The sequence below is a fragment of the Streptomyces sp. NPDC050448 genome, from assembly GCF_040655295.1.
Lineage (GTDB): Bacteria > Actinomycetota > Actinomycetes > Streptomycetales > Streptomycetaceae > Streptomyces.
Map to the genome: position 1 here is coordinate 18,204 of NZ_JBFAJR010000041.1, position 16,587 is coordinate 34,790.

Sequence of the window (16,587 nt, forward strand, 5' to 3'; positions counted from 1 at the left end):
CGTCAGATGATCAGCCTAAAGGGCTAACCGTCATCAACTCCACATGATTTGCGGTCACTTGACGCTCCATTTGGCGACGCGGGGACGCTCGAGGTACCCCATTCGGCCCCCTGTGCGCGATTTCCGGCATGTCACGATACGAAAGTCATATCGGCGGTTAGTACTTTTACTCACGTGCCGGCCGCACAGCCGGTTCCTCTGAGACAGGAGAAGTCGCATGATGATCACCCGCTCCACCGCTGTCACCGCGAGCATCGCGGCCGCCGCAGCCCTGGCCGCGATGGGCATCACCTACGCCTCGGCCGCCTCCCAGCCGGAGCACTCGGCCCCGGTTGTCCAGCAGGCGGCTGCGGCTCAGGCGCCCTTCGGTGGCGACTCGGGCAAGGGCAACGGGAACAAGGGCGACGAGGGCCGAGAGCGCCACGAGGGCCGGATCAAGATCAACGAGCGGTCGTTCTCGTCCCACCCGGGCGACTGCATCACCGTCATCAGCGGCCTGGGCGCCAAGACCCTCAACGTCCGCAACGACACCCGAAGCACCGTCGAGGTCTTCGCCGGGGCGGTCTGCGACAACGGCTCTCCCATCGCCACGGTCGGTCCCCACAGCCAGAGCGACGGCGTGAACCCGGGTCACCACGAGAAGGACGGCATCGAGGTCGAAAACGGCGTCGTGGGCAGCTTCCGGGTGATCGAGCGCCACGAGGGCAAGGACTGGTCCTGATTCCGACGGCATAACAGGGAGTCCCGGCCCGCCGGAATCGGGCCGGGCTCCCAGTCCGGGCACCCGCCCGGAGCGTTCTCCGGGCGGGGGCCCGGACTGGGACCATTGTCCGACAGCCCCCGCCCGTGCGCACGCCACGCCGGAGCCGGAGAGCAGGTGCGGCAACCGCGCCCCAGCGGCCGCCCTCCCCCTCACCGGCCGGCCCGCCGGGTGATTCCCGCCAGAACACCTCGCGTTGGCGCCCGCCCAAGGGCAACGGCCGTCGGCTCCTTCCCGGCGTTCGGGCACACCCGGCCGGGTGACGAGACGCGAGCCGCGCCCCATGCACCACTGCCTCGACCCCGCCCGCAACCGAACTGGCGATCAGCCGCCGGATTAGCACGCCCAGGGGCCTTGACCCCGGATCTTGGACACTCGAGACACTCGATCTTGAGGATCCGAGAGCGGATGTCTCGTGGTCATGAAGCACTGTCCCGCTGAGTTCAAGGCGAACGCGGTCGCACCGTACACCACTCGGCCCAAAGCGACGATCAGGCAGGCCGCGGCCGAACTGGGAGCCAATCCGGAGACGCTGCAGAACTCGATACGCAACCCGGGGACCGGCCGTGGTCGGGACCGGGCCGAGCAGTCCTTACAGCCGCAGTCACCACTGGAGGCCGAACTCACGGCCACGCGCAACAAGATCCGCAAGCTGAAGGAAAAGCACGACGTCCAACGCAACGTCACCCGGTATTCCGCCAGGAAGACACGCCGGCGAACCGCTGCCGGTTCGTCACCGACCATCAGCGCCGCCGCGGCGTGAAAAAGCGGCTGTGCACCATCTTGGGGATCGCCCGCTCGAGCTTCCCCTACTGGCGCCGCACCGTGACCGCCAGGACAGCCTGACGGGCAGCCGACGCGGCCCGACGTTTGCCTGGCGGCAGGCGTCGTCGAACGCCCGGCCGCCTCGTTGGCTGCAGCGCGTCGGGACCGGGCCGAGCGGGCCCGTGCCCACCGCGGTGCGCCGCGGCTGGTGCTGACCGCGTGAGTCCCAGGGCACAGATCAGCTTTCGGAGGCGTCGCTGCTGGTTCGCCGGTTCAGTGAGCGGATCAGCAACTCAGCGCGGATGAGCACGGCGATGAAGGCGACGGCAGCCGCCGGGGTGGCTATGCATGCCAGAACGGAACTCGCGTACACGGCCAAGCTGCGTCCGCTGCTGGAGGCCGGGCGCGATGACCTCGCCGAATACGACCTCCTCACCCCGGCGGAGCGCGAGGCGATGCAGGACGTCCGGACACCGAGCATTGCGGCAGGCTCCGTTCTGGCGGCTGCAGTGACCGGCAACATCAGTTGACCAGTCAGGGGGGCATGGTGGGAGACGTGCCGCAGCCTCACGCGGTCAGTCCCGGCATGAGTAAGGCTGTGTAGGTTTGCTGGGGTGGCCGGTGCCAACAGGTCTACGGCCGGGCTACCGGCCGGACCTGTCGGGCTTCATTCCTGGTCGAGCATCCACTCCCGGGCGCCCGGCGCGGGGCCGGGAGCGCGTGCCCCCGAGGCAGCGATGGCAAGCACGAGCGCCGGCAGTGACACCCGTCCGCATCCCGTGCGTCCCGCCCGTGAGGACCATCAGGACAGGACCACCGGATCGCCGGTCAGATGCACTCCCGCGTGCCTCATCTCCTCGACGGCCGCGCGCGTGGTCTTGGGGGCGACTCCGGCGGTGTAATCGAGCAGGACACGGACGGCGAAACCGGCACGGACGCCATCCAGCGCGGTGGCCTTCACGCAGTGGTCGGTGGCGATACCCACCACGTCCACCGCTACGACCTCGCGGTCACGCAGCCAGTCGGCGAGCGGGGTTCCACCCTCGGTCGAACCTTCGAAGCCGCTCTTCGAGGCCGAGTGGGCGCCCTTGTAGAACACCTCGTCGACGCTGCCGTCCGCGGTGACGGGCGCGAAGTTGGGGTGGAAGTCGCCGCCCTCGCTTCCGACCACGCAGTGGACCGGGAACGAGGTCGAGAAGTCCGGACGGTCGGAGAAGTGCCCGCCCGGGTCGATGTGGTGGTCCCGGGTGGCGACCACATGCGTGTAGGCGCCACCCGCCGAACGCCGCACCAGGTCCGCGATGGCCGCCGCGCGGTCCGCACCACCCTTCACCGGAACGCTGCCGCCCTCGCAGAAGTCCTTCTGCACATCCACCACGATCAGCCCACGCCGCACGGCTCGTCCCTCTCTGTCGCGTCATACCGGCCAGCAGAAATCATGTCGCGACGCTGCCACCCGCCCGCTTGGTCCCGTCCATGACGCCGCCGGACGGCGACGGCAGGAACGATCCCCCGCCACCCGGACAGCCCACCACCGGGTCGAGACGGCCCACTCTGCCAAGGCCAACGGGCTGCCCGCGATTGATCTCGGGGCGGGCCGGCCTGGGGGTTCGGCGGGCTGGTGGTTCAGCCATCGCAGGACGGCTCGCTACTCGTACCGGTACTTCAGCGAGTCCGCCTCCGCCTGCTCGATGTCAGCGATCGTCAGCTCCGGCATCCGCAGCTGGGCCAGCGTCACCTCGGCCGAGGTCGGCTGTGCGTCCGCCGACAGCCACTGCTCCGGCTTCCAGGACGCGCTGCGCAGGAGCGACTTGGGGCAGTGCGGGTAGACCTCCTCGATCCCCAGCACCAGCGCACTGGCCGGCGGCTTGCCCACGGCGGTCAGCTGCGACAGCAGCTCCGGGCGGGTGGAGACGCAGGCCCGGCCGTTCACCCTGAGCGTCGTGGTACGCCCCGGGATGACGAACAGCAGCCCGGCCCGTCCGGTGGCGACGACGTTCCGCAGGGTGTCCAGACGCTTGTTGCCGGTCGCGTCCGGTATCGCCACCGTCCGTGCGTCCAGGACGGCGACGAACCCGGCGGGGCCACCGCGCGGGGAAACGTCACAGTTGCCCTCGGCGTCCGCGCTGGCGACCAGGACCAGCGATGAGCAGCCGATCAACCGCCGGGTCTGCTCGGTGAGTTCGGTCATCTGCTTGCGCACCGCCGCGTCGCTGGGGAGTTCGTAGGCCCGGCGCAGCGCCTCCTGGTCGCGCACGGCGTCGAGGCGGAGCGAGTCGAATGCACTACCGGCAAGGGATGGCGTCATGCCTGCGACCCTATATTGGGCCGACCTGCGATCGATCTTGGTCGGTGAGTGCGGGGTCATACAGACGGCTGCGCGAGTTGCCTCACCTCGCCATCGCCGCCTTGGTCTCCGACCGCGCCGCCAAGCGGCCCACCCGGCACAAACCCAGCACCGAGCTGGTGCACGTCCGCACCACGGCCTGCTAAACCACCAGCCGGCCGGACCCGCAGGCCAACACGCTTCAAGATCAGTCGCGGGTCAGCCCGACCGCTCTGCGCATCGCGGTCACCTTCTGGTCGACACACACGGCTGACCAAAATCACGGTATGCCCGTAATACCGAGGGGGGCGCTCGAAGCCGTCCCTCAGCCGTACTTCACGCCCGGCCGAATGCTCCCGCGCCTCGGGCCCGCATCATCGTTTCTTCCCTGTCAGCCCTGTGACCTGCGCGGAAAGGGCGTCGGGTTGAAAGAGTGACGTGGTGTGGATTCGCTGGCAGCGGGATCTGCGCCTCGCAATCATAGGTCCGCTTTCGCCCTGAAAGCGGCGGCCTCACGGGTGGCGCAGCCCGGCCGCACCACGAGACAGAGGAGCGGGATTCATGTCCATGCCTGTTGTGAGCATCTGGGACAACGCCATGCCGGGCGCTCAGCCCGCGTACCCGAGGACTTCCGCGTGGGACGCCACATGGCCCCTCGAAGGGGGAACCGCCTGGGTGTTCTACAGCACGCCGGGCCAGATCCGGGTCAGGAAGCCGGTGATCCTCTCCGACGGCTTCTCCGCCGGGAAGAGCGATCCCGACGCCCTGTGGAACGCCCTGGAGAACGGCGCGTACCCCTTCGTCTCCAAGCTGCGGGAGGCCGGCTTCGACCTGGTTCTCCTCGGCTTCGACGAGCGGTCCGCTTCCATCATCGACAACGCCGGCGTGGCGATCCAGTGCATCAAGAAAGCGATCGACGACCGCGAAGGGACCGCCAAGCTGACAGTCGGCGGTTTCAGCATGGGCGGGCTGGTCACGCGTTACGCCCTCGCGAAGATGCAGCACGACGGTGACGACCCCCAGACCTCGACCTACCTCTCCTACGACACCCCTCACCACGGCGCCTGGCTGCCCATCGCGGTACAGGCGTTCGCGCACTGGGTGAAGGACAACTGGGGTTCGATCCCTGGGTTCGGCGAACTCCTCAGCAGCTTCTCCGTGCTGGTCAACAGCCCGGCCGCCCGACAACTGCTGCGCTGGCACATTGGTACCGTCGGCGCCGAGGCCCGCCAGGCCCAGGCCCGCATCGACTTCCTCGCCGAACTCGAACGGGTCGGCGGCTGGCCCGAGGGCGTACGCCTGCTCGGTGTCGGAAACGGCACGGGCACCGGCGCCGGAAACAACATCCCGGCCGACGTGACGGCGATGCAAACCACCGGTCAGGAGCTGACGGGCACCCATCTGAACACGCAGAACACGGGAGAACAGATCGTCGCCGTCCTGAAGAAGGCCGGAGCCACCGAGATCCCGATCACCACCAGCGGCCTGCCCGACATCGACGGCGCTCCCGGCGGCCTGTTCCCCGAAGCGCACAACCTCCCGGGCCACCCCGGAAACTTCGGAACCGCCGCCTTCCTGGCCGGGCTCCTCGAAGGCCAGCCCGCTGAACTCACCTACAACACGAGCACGTTCGTCCCGAGCGTCAGCGCAGTGGCGGCCGGCGACATCGACGACCACGACACGCTTTACAGCAAGATCGACCCCGACGACAGCGAACTCGACGCCTTCATGTGCGCCAGTGACAACGAGGGACACACGCTGATGACCGAAGAACTCGGCGAGTGGATCCTGACCAGACTCCAGGGCGCATAACCACTGCCGTGACGTTGACCGGCTCCCGGTCCTGGCACGACCGAGGAGACCCGGGATCCGGTCACCGAGCCGTCCGGCCGCCGTCACAGCACGCGGCCGTGCGCACAAGTCCCGCGAGGGCAAGGGAGCGACTGTGCCCTGTCTGCACCCTTCACTGCAACCAGCACCGATCCGGTCAAGCGGTCAGTTCCACACCCTACGTCCAAGATGCCTGGTGCACAGACGGTCACTGACCACATACCTGCGACCACGATCGCCATGCCTGGCGGGTCCGGCCCACGATGGACGAGGTTGAGCTCCCGCGGGACGGCGCGCCCACCCGTGGTTGCCGGGTAGGCCGTTCAGGTGGGCCAAGTGCCGAGTGCGTGGGCCAGGCGGTTGCTCTGCTCTCGGGTGATGCCCTGGGCGAGGCGAGTCCCACACCGCGGACTCATGTGCCCGTCGCAGTGCAGGATTCCGAGGAAGGGCTCCTGGTTGCCTGAAAGCGGAGAGGCGGCAGGAAGCGTCCATTCAGCCGGCTCCCACGAGGCGTGGTCGGCAAGCAGCGCTTCCGCGAGATGTGGGGCCAGCGCTGTGGGTACGCCTGCCCGCACCAGCGCGTCGCCGAGGACGGCTGCGGCGTCCTCGGGCACGTCCTGGTCTCCGAGCGCGGGCAGCAGGAGGAGCAGGCGGGCGTATTCGGCCTGGACTCCCGGAGCATTGAGATCGGGGGTGCGGGCGATGTGGTGGAGCTCTCGCCATGACAAGCCCGGGCCGGGCCTGATGCCCGCTGACGGTGGCCAGGTGGCCATGCCCTCCCCACTCGGGGTGTGGGTGATGAAGTACTCCGTTTCCGGATCATCGGGGAAGTTGCGTCCGAGAATCAGCGCGGTATGGCCGTCATCAAACGGGATCCGGAAGACAGGCCAGTGACCCTCGTCGCCGAGCGCATCGCAGGCCGCGTCGGCGTCAGCCCCGTCGGCCCATTCCGGAACCGGGTCGTACTCCTCTGTCTGACTCAGCCACATCAGGTAGGCCGCCCAGAACCCCGGCAGCGCCAGCAGCTCCTCCCCCAACCCGTGTGATATTCCCGGCTGCTGAGAGCCTGACGAGCCCAGGCGGGGGCATCAGCGGCCGTCGCGGCGCCACTCGTAGCGCCATGCGGCGTCGAGGTAGTACTCCTCGGCGAGGAAGCCGGGCTGCGGCGGACCAAGCCGGCGTGCCGCTTCCACGCACCGTTCGTCGTCGTGCAGGGCGAGCCCTTGCACTGCGGCGACCTGAACCTGGCGGTCCACGTCGTCCAGCAGAGCAGCCATCGCATTGGCGAGGACGGGACCACGGTCCCCGCCCTGGCCGACCGTGAGGCAGGCGTCCCGCCGTACTGCCGTGTCCACGTCCGTCATCAACACCAGCAGCGCCTCACGAACATCATCGGAGAAGGCAGGCGACTCGGACCACGTGCCCACCCCGCGCGCCACCGCGCCCCGCACCCGAGGATCGGGGTGGCCGGCGTAAGCCAGGAGCGCCGCGTCAGCACGCGGATCGGCGTGCTCTCCGAGTGCGACCAGCACCTCGGTGAGCACCGCGAGATCCGCCTCCTTGACCGACCAGTCCGTGAAGATGTCCAGGGCGGGGCCGGCGAACGCGTCCTCGTCACTGTCATCGAACAGATGCGTCAGCCGCAGTACCTCGGCACCGAACAACCGGTAGGACGGGTCCGCATGCGTGCGCAGCGCCGCGGCCGCCGACCAGATCGCCTGGTCCCGCCGCCCGGCGAGCCGGACGGTGGCACTTCCCCATGCGGAGTGGTGCTGGTCGTGGCCCAAGGCGCGTGCCATCAGCTCCTCAAACGAAGTGTGGACGCCAAGCAGCTCCTCCAGGTGTGTGAGGATCGCCCCGTGCCCGTCCCGGACGGTCATCCGGCCGAGGGTGAACTCATCGACGCTGTAGTACTCGTCGTCCTCGACCCGGGTACGGACGAGGGCATCCTGAGAACCCGTGCGGCGCCGCAGTTCGGCTTCGACCCCCGCCTCGTGCCAGCGGCGCGCGAGATCCCGCATCTCCGAAAGCTCGGACACGGGGTACCGGTACCTGCCCTGGATCCTGTCGTCCAGGAGCGCCTCTACCAACGCGGGCGAGCCCGAATCGACCGCCTCGCGCAGCGACAGCAACTCGACCGGTCCACATCGGCCGACATCTGCACCGTACTGGAGCATCAGTTGGGCGAGGCCGCCGGCGCGCATCCGGACCGCCAGGCAAAAAGCGGCGTCCCACATATCGGGATCGCTGTCCTCACGGAGAAGGCTCTTCACCAGGGCGGTGTCTCCGGCCCGGACCGCGGAAATCAGGGCGGACTCGCCGTCCACTGCATCGCTCGTACCCATACCCGCGCCCATGACCCCGCTCCCCCTCGCGTTCCCGCAGCTCGGGAAGTCTATGGCTATCGGATCGGTGCGACCCCCTGCGGCGCCTCCACCGCCTCCGCAATCAGCACCTCGGCGCGGGTATTGCAGCCGTCGCCGGGATTCTGGCCGGCGTGCCAGTGCTTGAAGCTGGTGCGCTGGTAGCCGGTACGGTCCTCGATCGCAACCGGCAGCGCGGACACCGCAACGCCCATCGGAAGAAACTGCGGCACCGTGCGCTCTGCCAAAGCGAACTGCCGCGCGCAAACCACCGCGCACAGCCGGTTCGGATCAACCAGTGGGGCGCCGGCAATGCTTCGTCTCGGACAGGAAAGCCGAGATCCGCTTCGGCAAGGGCGGTGCGGACGATACCGAGGACGCCGAGGTGATCGTCCACGAGTACGGCCACAGGTGCACCACTCGTAGGTCCCCGGCCTCGTTATCTCCCCGGACGCGGGTGCGGTCGGCAAGGCGTTCGGCGATCACCTCGCGGTCGAGGTTGGCGCGCACGCGCACGACGTCTACGGTTGGCCGCGCAAGACTGATCCGGCGTGCGTTGGCGAGTGGGCACGCCGCCGCCGAGCGTGAGGCCGGTTACCCGGCGGGCGTTGCCGGGTGCGGTCCTTCGCCGTGCGGACCGGCAGGGCGCCGGGCGAGCCGGAGCGTGGCTACGTAGGCGACCACCACGGCGACGATCACGAGCGGCATCACGTCCAGTCCCTCACTGCCGAGGAGCAGGCTGGCCAGCAGCACGGAGGTCATCGGCAGCTTCAGCATGGCCACCGCCATGGCGCCGATGCCGATGGCGAATCCGGCGGTGGTTCCCAGGCCGGGCAGGTGGGAGAGGGCGAGGCCGCCGGCAGCGCCCGTGAACAGGGCGGGGAAGATCGGGCCGCCGCGGAAGGCGCTCATCGAGGCGCAGTAGGCCAGTACCTTGCACACCAGCAGGACGATCAGAGTGGCCGCGGTGTAGGTCGCGCTGTCGGCCAGCAGCGGGCCGAGTGCGTCCTGGCCGGAGAACAGCACGCCGGTGGCGGGCCGATCGGTGATCACTGCGTAGAGCAGAGCGATGACGCCGATGGCGGCGCCCATCAGGACGGTGAGGGGCAGCCGGTGGCGGTCGACCAGGTCTTGCAGGGCGAGCGAGGTACGGCGGATCGCCTCTCCGAGGAGGGCTGCGAGGGCGCCCGCCAGGATCGCCCAGGCGAACTCGCCGAGGGTGGGCCGGCCGGCGGGCGGTACGTGGGTCAGCGCCAGCGAGTAGGTGCCCAGGCCGGTCCAGGTGCCCAGACCGGTGAAGGTCAGCGACCCGACGCCGGCGGAGAGCAGACCGGGTACCAGTACTACGCCCATCATCGGGCCGCCCAGCCCCGTGGCTTCCATCAGCAGGAAGGCGCCGACCAGCGGGGATCCCAGCAGTTCGCTGATGGCGGCGAAGCTGCCGGCCGCGCCGATCACGGCGGCGGCGCTGGGCGGGGCATCGCGTTTGAGGAGTCTGACGGCGCAGACGGCGAGCCCGCCGCCGAGCGCGATCAGCGGGGCCTCCGGGCCGAGGACGACACCCAGGCTGAGCGATGCGATCGCGGCGATCACCACACCCGGCAGCGCGGCGACCGAGGGTGTGCCGCCGGTCTTGAACCCTTCGGCCGGCTTGTGGCCGCCGCCACCGGGCAGGTACCGGATCGTCAGGGCCACCAGCACTCCCGCGACCACGAGCAGCGGAATCGCCCACCAGTCGGGAGTGACGCGGAAACCGAGGGCTTTCGGCAGGTCGTCGTAGACCAGCGACTTGAGCTCGGAGACCAGGGCGAGGTAGCCGAACGCGGCGGCGGAGATCGGGAAACCGAGCAGGGCAGAGATCACCAGCACCGCCAGGTATCCGCGGGTGCGGACGATCGCCTGCGGGTCCTGGGGCGCGGCAGTGGTGCCGGCAGACTCGGCAGACTCGGCAGACTCGGCGGGCGGTCCGGCAGCCATGTGCATCGTCTCCTCGAAGATCCGGCCCGACCACAACATCGGTGGCACGGGGCTGAGTCTGCTGCTGGCACGGGCATCGGCGGGATCAGCCGTCCGGCGGTGACCGGGGCTGAGCCGGGAGCTGACCTGCCCGGACGGCGCCGACCAGGGCCTGGTGGTCCCGCCCCGCTACACCTGGAGGCTGCGCGGGCGGGGCCTGCACCGGACAGGGCCGAATCCTGCAGGGTGGCATGCGGTGCAGGTATACCCCTGCTCCGGTCCCGGCCACCGGCTGTCCCTCCTGCCTGGCTGGGCGGCGCCCCCGCCCGTCCGCCGGTGCGCCTGCGTCCTGCGCATCATCGCGGGCGCAGCCGATCGTGTACCGCTGCGGCGCGCTCAGACTCCGCAATCCGTGGCAGTCGCATTCGCATTCGCGGAACCCTCTGCGACACAGGTGCCCGTCGTATGCTCGCCCATGGCACCGGGCGCCGGCCACTGCGCGGTTGGCCGGACCATGGCGGGGTGCCGGCGCCCGCTCCGGGCGAGCAGGTTCTGCCCGTGGCCGGCAGTCTTCGTCCGCCCGGCTCACCGCGCCTCGCCCCCGGGCGGGGCGGCTGCCGTGGCGTGCATGCGCTCCCGGCCGCGGCGGGCCGCATCCACAATGACCTTGATGACCAGGCCGAAGACGATCAGGTCCGTGAGCATCTGCACGGTGACCGCCAGCTGGGCCGCCCCGGACTTGGCCGTGATATCGCCGAACCCGACGGTGGTGAACACGGTGACGGCGAAGTAGAGCCCACTGGTGTGGGAAAGGTTCCTGCCGAAGCTGCCGGGAGACTGCGCGGCCATGGCGACGTAGGCGGCCGCGAACAGCAACAGGAAGAACGGAATGCTGACGGCCAGCGCCTCGACGGCCCGCAGCGCCGGGTACTGGGAGCGGAGGATGGAACGGACCTGGACGGCGACCAGGACGACGAACCCCACGAGACCTGTGAGCAGGATCGCGACGGCGGTACTCATCGAGGAGTGGTCCAGGGGCCCGAGGTAATACAAGGTCACCAGCGTGGCGACCGAGGCCAGTACACGCAGCGCAGTCCAGACGAGCCGGCCGAACAGACGCCGTGCTCCGTGGTGACCTTGGAGAGCCCCGCCGGTGCCGGCGGTCATGATGCCCACCCCGGCCCGATGACTGCGGCCCGCAAGGACACGCCGCAGTCGTGCCACATCATGCCGCTTGCCACGCTCAGGATGATCACCAGCCCGATCACAATGACGAACGACGAGAGAGACGACACCGCGCGAACCGGCCCGTACTCCTGGCCGGAGCCGATAGCCCTTCCGGAGAAGACGGTGTGGAAGACCGTCACCGTGTCGATCCGGAGCACGCCGGTGGCGACGGCTCACGGGAGCTCTTGCCAGCCGAACCAGCCGACCAGCAGGAACCACATTGTGAACCAGAAGAAGCCGATGGACGCGCAAGCGGGACCGCGTTGACCCGGATGCCGCGGCTGCTGAACTCACCCGGGCGAGCTGATCGTGTCGGCGAACGGCCTCGTCACCTCCTGGCGGATGGCGCTCCGAGACGCGTGGGAGCCGTGCGGGCAGTGTGTGCCGGTGGTCCGCCCGTGCCCGGTGAAAAACTCCACGCTGCCTCCCCGCCAGCCGAGATCAAGCTGGGCGCGCGTGACGCCTGTTGGTGCTGCCAGTCAGCACTCGCGCAGCCCGGGAGCCGGGTCCTGTCCGGTGCTGACGTCGACGGCGGGCACGTTGCCCCAGGCGCCGTTGTCGAGCTGGGTCCAGTACCAGATGTCGTTGCCGCCCGGGTGCGGGTCGCCGTGGCCCCAGCACTGGAACCAGCTGAACGTGCCGACGAGCGTGCCGCGGGTCGCCGAGCGGTAGGAGCGGTCCGCGTAGCCCTTGGCTCCGGCCTTGTTGCCGCAGTACAGCCGGCCGTCGGAACGGACACCGCATTCGGCGGCGGACGCCGGGAAGCCGATCGCAGTCAGGCCGGCCGTCAGCGCGGTGGTCATGACCAGGACGGTGATCTTCCTGCGCAGGTTCACGTGTACTCCTTGAAAGTGGGGCGCCTTCGCGCCGAGGGGTCATGCGAGCATGGCGGGTGATCTCGGATTCGCCACCGAGGGCGATCACGCGTCCAGAGATAGCGCCCATTCGCCCACAAGGCATTGATCGTCACCCACGCGAGGGCGCGCCGAGAACACGGCTGACCGGCTCGCCCTCCGGTGAGCGCCGGGCCCCGCCTGGCGCGCATGCTTCCCCCGGCACCCCGATGACTGGCCCAGAGCGGCAGGTCAGGACGCGCTCGCCCATCGCTGACAGCCGGTTGGTGACTTTGCAGTGGTCACGCGGCGCGGCTGGTGGCTAAGCCGAAGACGTCATCGAAAGGGTGAGCCCGGTCGGTGCGGACGAGCCGGTAGGCGCCGCTCCCGTGGCGCAGGGCGTGGTCGGTGTAGTGGAGGACTTCCACGGGTGTGAGGACCTTCATGTCGCCGAGGACGTAGTAGAGCGGGGTCGGGGCGTGGACGGCGGTGAAGTGCAGTGGGCTTGGGCGCGAGCGCATTCGCGGGTGCGACAACTGCGCTCCGCCACCCTGAGCCTGCGGCTGGCCATGCTGCGGTCCAACGCGAACACCGCCGACGCCGCAAGACGGCCGCCGCCAGCCAGCCCGCCGCCGATGCGACCGACCGCGCCCGGTCCGTGCCGGCCGGCCGCTCGGGCCGTTTCCAGCAGCGTCGGCTCTGTCAGATGCTGCGTCTAGGCTGACCCCACGGACCGGCATCGAGGAGCAGCACCGTGCGGATAGAGCGTCATCAGGTAGGCGAGGCAGTTGTTTCGGCGGCGCGCGAGGACTTCGCGAATCGGATCGGAGGGCAGGTCCGGTCCATGTCGAAGGCCGGCCCGATGGCCACCTACGAATGGCAGTCGATCGCTGACGAGTTCCTCGATTACCTGGGCGCGCTCTCCGTCGGGACACCCACGCTCGACACTCCGGAGGCCAGGGCCGCTCTCAAGGACGCCGCCGAGGCCTCGGCCGGCGCCGTCTCCTTCGCGGCGTACCACCCGCACTGCACCTTCCAGGTCTTCCTCGACTACGTGAACTTCGGCATCACGTACGACCCGAGCGATGAGGACGACACCGAAGAGAGCATCACCCCTCACGAGTGGATCGACGCGTTCTGCCTCACGATCCTCAGGGACAAAGCCCAGTGGCACGGGGAGGCCTTCCACTTCGCTCGCGAGAAGTTCGCCGAGCAGGCGCAGGGCAGCCCTGCCGGCGAGCTCGCGACGGGCTTCATGGCCCAGGTCCTGGACGACACCGGGAACGACGAGGACTACCCGCCGAGCGCTCAGGCGAAGCTCGCCGCCATCGACGCCGCGCTGGCCCGCGTCGGGAGCCGGGCGAGGGAGACCGGCGAGAGCCTCCTCGACTGGCCGGACAGCGTGGCGCTGAGGACCCTGCGCGCCCTGGCCGCGGAGGACCGGGAGGGCTTCGACTCCGGACTGGCCGCCCTTCTGCTCGCGCACCGCACCGTGAACGGCCCTGCTTCCTCGCCGAGTAGCCTCCTCCCGATCCTGCCGCTCGGCCTGGCCGCGCTCGCGTACCGGACCCTGGGATGGATGCCGGCCCTCCACACCGATTACCTCCCGCATGCCCTGGTCACCGGCTTCGAGGCCAGCGGCCCGAGGGTGGGGGGATTCGGTGGTGGCCGCCGACCGGACGCGGTCGCCGCGCTGGCGGCAGGCCCGCTGCTGGTCGAACAGCCGGCCGGTGGGGAGCCCTTGGACCCGGAGATCGAGGCTTTGTGGGACAGGTCCACCCAGGAGGCCCTCAACCCGGAGGAGGGAAAACCCCTCGCCGTGTCGCGGCTCGAGAGCGCCATGCGCTACCAGGAGCTTCTCTTCAAGTGGCGCGCGGGAACCTCGGCCGATGTCACTGACGCCCAGCTCACGAATCTGCGGCTGGCCTCCCAGCTGGGGGCGGCCCTGTTCCGCATCGCCCTGGCAGAGCCCGGCACCGAGACCGAGGTGATTGTCGACGGCCGGAGCCTGCGCTGCCCGGCGTCGCGGGGCGCGACGGCAGCCGCCGGCAATTGGGCGAACGCCGCTGCCTTCGCGCTGATCACGGGCGTACGCGAGGACCTCGCCCCCCTGGTCCTTTCCGGCCCTGCGATCGCCGGTAAGGACGGCTCGGCCTTCGCCTCATACCGGGAGGCCCTCCACACCTACCTGACGGGAGACGATCCCGAGTCGGCAGCGAAGCGGGCGCTGCGCGGGGCTGAGCAGGCCAAGGAGTGGGGCTTCCTCCCGCCGCCCGCCGTGCTGCTGTCGCAGCTGGTGGAGGGCGACGAGGAGAGCTTCAACCTCGCTCTGGCCGATGCCCTCGAAGCCCACCGCGACTACTACCAAGTCGCCGACCGCACCGACGACCTCGACGCCGCGATCGACCTCAACGTCCTGGCCTTGGCCTGCCACGCCCGACGCCGGGGGTGGGACATCCGTGTCGACTCTCCCTACCTGCCCCGGCAGCTCGTCATGGCCGCCCGACCCGTCTAGGGCCTTCGCCGTACATCCGGCCGGACCACGGACGGCCTCAAACCCTGTCCATAACTTCTGCTCACACGCAGGATCGGCCAGCAGGCCGGGGCCCGGCACCGACTCCGCGGCCTGCGCCAGCACGGCTCGACCGGCGGCCGCAACACCACCCGGTAGGTAGCGCACCTGGGCAGCTTAGAGGCCAGGGGCGGTCGCGCTTCTGCTGGCCCCGTGGGTGGACGTCGGATACCGTGCTGACCCGACAGCCGTGCACATCACCAGGGCACTACGCCGGCGTCCTCGAAGAACTGACCGGTCGGGCCGCCGTCGGGCAGTGTTGCGAGTTTGATGGCGATCGCCGCGCCCTGTTCGGGGGTGCGCACCCCGCGGAAGCCGTTGAGGTCGGTCGCGACGTAGCCGGGACAGCCGACGTTGATCAGGATGTTCGTACCGCCCAGCTCCCGGGCGTACTGGAGTGTGACGGCGTTCAGGAACGTCTTCGACGGCGCGTACGCCGCGGCCACCGGACCGATTGCCTGCTCGCCACCGGCTCCGGACTGCCGGGTGAGGGAGCCGACGCTGCTGGACATGTTCACGATCCGCGGTGAGGCGGAACGGCGCAGCAGCGGCAGCATCGCGTTGGTGACGCGGATGACGCCGATCACGTTGGTCTCCACGACTGTTCGGATGGTGGCGGGATCGACCCGGGTGGGCTCCTGCGGCATGCCGCCGGTGATGGCGGCGTTGTTGACGAGCACGTCGAGGTGTCCGGCACGGTCCTCAATCAGCCGTGCGGCAGCGGTCACGCTCGCGTCGTCAATCACGTCCAGGGGTACGCCGAACGCGTCGACGCCGGCCGCGCGCAGTCGCTCCACCGCGGCCTGGCGGCGCTGAGTGTCGCGGGCGCCGACGCCGACGCTCCAGCCGAGGGCGCCCAGGCCTGCGGCGATCTCGTAGCCGATTCCCTTGTTCGCGCCTGTCACCAGCGCGATCGTTCGTTCGCTCATGGGAGCCATGCTGCTCCCGGCCCTGGTCCGTAGTCCAAGACCGATCGGGTGGACACCGATACCGTCCGGGTATTGATCCGGGGTAGCGTGGCCGCATGGAGACACGGGAACTGCGGTACTTCGTCGCTGTCGCCGAGGAGCTGCACTTCGGGCGTGCCGCGCAGCGCCTCGGGATCGCACAGCCGCCCCTGTCACGGGCGATCCAGCAGCTCGAACGGCGGCTCGGGGTACTACTTCTGGATCGGACCAGCCGCACCGCCACGCTGACCGAGGCCGGCGCGGTGCTGCTGGTCGAGGGCCGGGCGGCCCTGGAAGCGGTCGAGGCCGCCGAACGCCGGACCCGCCGCGCGGCCCTTTCCTCGACCGACGGCCCCGGCCTGATCCTGGTCACGAAGGCCAGCGCGTCCCGTGAACTGCTGGCGAACCTGCTCGACGCGTACGCCGCCGAACCCGGCGCGGTGCCCGTGGAGGTCATCCTGTGCGGCCCGGCCGAGCAGGAGCGGTTCCTGCGCCAGGGCCAGGCCGACGTGGCGCTGCTGCACCGGCCGTTCGACTCGACGGCCGGGCTCGACATGGAGGAGCTCAGCACGGAGGGCCAGGTGGTGGTCCTGCCAGTCGGGCATCCGCTCACCGCCCGGGCCCATGTGCACATGGCCGACATCACCGGGCTCCCGGGTCTGCCCCTGCCCCGTTGGCCCAACCCCGACGGCACCTACCCGCCCGGCCCCGGTCCCCAGGTCCGCGACCACGCGCAGTTGTTGCAGCTCGTCGCGCTCGGCCGGGCTTGCTCGGTCTCACCGGAGTCGTGCCGGTCCCAACTGCACGATGACCTCGCTGCCGTGCCTGTGCTGGACGCGCCGAAGGTCACTACCGTGATCGCCTGGCCGCCGCACAGCCAGTCCAGAGCCGTCGCCAACCTTGTCCGGACCGCGACACGCCTCCAGTAGTTCCACCCTGCCTGGCCAGGTTCCACCCACCGTGGCCGGCTCAGCTCGGGGCCCGTGGCCGAGTGGGTCGAAGTGACGG

The 16,587-nt window shown here is 69.8% G+C and carries 18 protein-coding genes and 1 pseudogene; 7 read left to right on the forward strand and 12 right to left on the reverse strand.

The genetic code is table 11. The features are described from left to right. Nucleotides 1–217: 217 nt before the first annotated feature. The 3 genes from AB0I68_RS32940 (at nt 218) to AB0I68_RS32950 (ending at nt 2,055) form a co-directional block, all read left to right on the forward strand. On the forward strand, nt 218–721 hold the full coding sequence (locus AB0I68_RS32940; RefSeq protein WP_363181050.1) for a hypothetical protein: 504 nt from the start codon (nt 218–220) through the stop codon (nt 719–721). Between the two features lie 454 nt (nt 722–1,175). Continuing rightward, nucleotides 1,176–1,523, forward strand: a complete 348-nt coding sequence (locus AB0I68_RS32945) for a hypothetical protein (RefSeq protein WP_363181051.1) — start codon at nt 1,176–1,178, stop codon at nt 1,521–1,523. 304 nt (nt 1,524–1,827) lie between these two features. Beyond that, complete coding sequence (locus AB0I68_RS32950; RefSeq protein WP_363181052.1) at nt 1,828–2,055, forward strand: hypothetical protein; 228 nt, start codon at nt 1,828–1,830, stop codon at nt 2,053–2,055. 272 nt (nt 2,056–2,327) lie between these two features. Here AB0I68_RS32950 and AB0I68_RS32955 read toward each other — a convergent pair whose 3' ends face one another. Continuing rightward, nucleotides 2,328–2,921 (reverse strand): isochorismatase family protein, encoded by a 594-nt coding sequence (locus AB0I68_RS32955; protein WP_363181053.1) that lies wholly within the window; start codon nt 2,919–2,921, stop codon nt 2,328–2,330. 252 nt (nt 2,922–3,173) lie between these two features. After that, entirely contained in the window at nt 3,174–3,833 is a 660-nt protein-coding gene (locus tag AB0I68_RS32960; RefSeq protein WP_363181054.1) for an MSMEG_1061 family FMN-dependent PPOX-type flavoprotein, read from the reverse strand. Nucleotides 3,834–3,877: 44 nt separating this feature from the next. Between AB0I68_RS32960 and AB0I68_RS32965 the strand changes: the two genes are divergently transcribed. After that, nucleotides 3,878–4,018 carry a hypothetical protein gene (locus AB0I68_RS32965; RefSeq protein WP_363181055.1) on the forward strand — a complete coding sequence of 47 codons (141 nt, stop codon included), beginning with the start codon at nt 3,878–3,880 and terminating at the stop codon, nt 4,016–4,018. Nucleotides 4,019–4,412: 394 nt separating this feature from the next. Next, nucleotides 4,413–5,663 (forward strand): hypothetical protein, encoded by a 1,251-nt coding sequence (locus AB0I68_RS32970; protein WP_363181056.1) that lies wholly within the window; start codon nt 4,413–4,415, stop codon nt 5,661–5,663. 341 nt (nt 5,664–6,004) lie between these two features. Here AB0I68_RS32970 and AB0I68_RS32975 read toward each other — a convergent pair whose 3' ends face one another. The 9 genes and pseudogenes from AB0I68_RS32975 to AB0I68_RS33015 all read right to left on the reverse strand — a co-directional run bounded on the left by AB0I68_RS32975 (nt 6,005) and on the right by AB0I68_RS33015 (nt 12,581). Continuing rightward, a complete protein-coding gene (locus AB0I68_RS32975; RefSeq protein ID WP_363181057.1) occupies nt 6,005–6,718 on the reverse strand; it encodes a hypothetical protein in 714 nt (237 codons plus the stop codon). Between the two features lie 51 nt (nt 6,719–6,769). Next, complete coding sequence (locus tag AB0I68_RS32980; protein WP_363181058.1) at nt 6,770–8,038, reverse strand: HEAT repeat domain-containing protein; 1,269 nt, start codon at nt 8,036–8,038, stop codon at nt 6,770–6,772. Between the two features lie 68 nt (nt 8,039–8,106). Continuing rightward, a pseudogene (locus tag AB0I68_RS32985) lies at nt 8,107–8,265 on the reverse strand (HNH endonuclease); the annotation flags it as partial. A 70-nt stretch (nt 8,266–8,335) separates the two neighbouring features. Beyond that, nucleotides 8,336–8,560, reverse strand: a complete 225-nt coding sequence (locus AB0I68_RS32990) for a hypothetical protein (RefSeq protein ID WP_363181059.1) — start codon at nt 8,558–8,560, stop codon at nt 8,336–8,338. Nucleotides 8,561–8,638: 78 nt separating this feature from the next. Continuing rightward, a complete protein-coding gene (locus tag AB0I68_RS32995; RefSeq protein WP_363181106.1) occupies nt 8,639–10,021 on the reverse strand; it encodes a chloride channel protein in 1,383 nt (460 codons plus the stop codon). 564 nt (nt 10,022–10,585) lie between these two features. Further along, nucleotides 10,586–11,167 (reverse strand): potassium channel family protein, encoded by a 582-nt coding sequence (locus tag AB0I68_RS33000; protein WP_363181060.1) that lies wholly within the window; start codon nt 11,165–11,167, stop codon nt 10,586–10,588. Beyond that, the gene (locus AB0I68_RS33005; RefSeq protein WP_363181061.1) at nt 11,164–11,385 is read right to left on the reverse strand and encodes a hypothetical protein; all 222 of its coding nucleotides are present in this window, start codon (nt 11,383–11,385) and stop codon (nt 11,164–11,166) included. The genes AB0I68_RS33000 and AB0I68_RS33005 overlap by 4 nt, the downstream gene beginning before the upstream one ends. 321 nt (nt 11,386–11,706) lie before the next feature. Further along, the gene (locus AB0I68_RS33010; protein WP_363181062.1) at nt 11,707–12,063 is read right to left on the reverse strand and encodes a hypothetical protein; all 357 of its coding nucleotides are present in this window, start codon (nt 12,061–12,063) and stop codon (nt 11,707–11,709) included. Nucleotides 12,064–12,362: 299 nt separating this feature from the next. After that, entirely contained in the window at nt 12,363–12,581 is a 219-nt protein-coding gene (locus AB0I68_RS33015) for a hypothetical protein (RefSeq protein WP_363181063.1), read from the reverse strand. 323 nt (nt 12,582–12,904) lie between these two features. Here AB0I68_RS33015 and AB0I68_RS33020 point away from each other — a divergent pair, with 323 nt between their 5' ends. Continuing rightward, complete coding sequence (locus AB0I68_RS33020; protein ID WP_363181064.1) at nt 12,905–14,575, forward strand: immunity 49 family protein; 1,671 nt, start codon at nt 12,905–12,907, stop codon at nt 14,573–14,575. Nucleotides 14,576–14,829: 254 nt separating this feature from the next. Here the strand turns inward: AB0I68_RS33020 and AB0I68_RS33025 are convergent, their stop codons facing one another. After that, complete coding sequence (locus AB0I68_RS33025; protein WP_363181065.1) at nt 14,830–15,561, reverse strand: SDR family oxidoreductase; 732 nt, start codon at nt 15,559–15,561, stop codon at nt 14,830–14,832. A 95-nt stretch (nt 15,562–15,656) separates the two neighbouring features. Between AB0I68_RS33025 and AB0I68_RS33030 the strand changes: the two genes are divergently transcribed. Continuing rightward, nucleotides 15,657–16,508, forward strand: a complete 852-nt coding sequence (locus tag AB0I68_RS33030) for a LysR family transcriptional regulator (protein ID WP_363181066.1) — start codon at nt 15,657–15,659, stop codon at nt 16,506–16,508. Nucleotides 16,509–16,587 lie beyond the last annotated feature (79 nt).

Bases quoted from the DNA above. Each gene is read 5' to 3' on its own strand.
- AB0I68_RS32940 (WP_363181050.1), top strand. From the start codon at position 218: ATGATGATCACCCGCTCCACCGCTGTCACCGCGAGCATCGCGGCCGCC.
- AB0I68_RS32950 (WP_363181052.1), top strand. From the start codon at position 1,828: ATGAGCACGGCGATGAAGGCGACGGCAGCCGCCGGGGTGGCTATGCAT.
- AB0I68_RS32960 (WP_363181054.1), bottom strand. From the start codon at position 3,833: ATGACGCCATCCCTTGCCGGTAGTGCATTCGACTCGCTCCGCCTCGAC.
- AB0I68_RS32970 (WP_363181056.1), top strand. From the start codon at position 4,413: ATGTCCATGCCTGTTGTGAGCATCTGGGACAACGCCATGCCGGGCGCT.
- AB0I68_RS32980 (WP_363181058.1), bottom strand. From the start codon at position 8,038: ATGGGCGCGGGTATGGGTACGAGCGATGCAGTGGACGGCGAGTCCGCC.
- AB0I68_RS32995 (WP_363181106.1), bottom strand. From the start codon at position 10,021: ATGGCTGCCGGACCGCCCGCCGAGTCTGCCGAGTCTGCCGAGTCTGCC.
- AB0I68_RS33000 (WP_363181060.1), bottom strand. From the start codon at position 11,167: ATGACCGCCGGCACCGGCGGGGCTCTCCAAGGTCACCACGGAGCACGG.
- AB0I68_RS33015 (WP_363181063.1), bottom strand. From the start codon at position 12,581: ATGCGCTCGCGCCCAAGCCCACTGCACTTCACCGCCGTCCACGCCCCG.
- AB0I68_RS33020 (WP_363181064.1), top strand. From the start codon at position 12,905: ATGTCGAAGGCCGGCCCGATGGCCACCTACGAATGGCAGTCGATCGCT.
- AB0I68_RS33025 (WP_363181065.1), bottom strand. From the start codon at position 15,561: ATGAGCGAACGAACGATCGCGCTGGTGACAGGCGCGAACAAGGGAATC.
- AB0I68_RS33030 (WP_363181066.1), top strand. From the start codon at position 15,657: ATGGAGACACGGGAACTGCGGTACTTCGTCGCTGTCGCCGAGGAGCTG.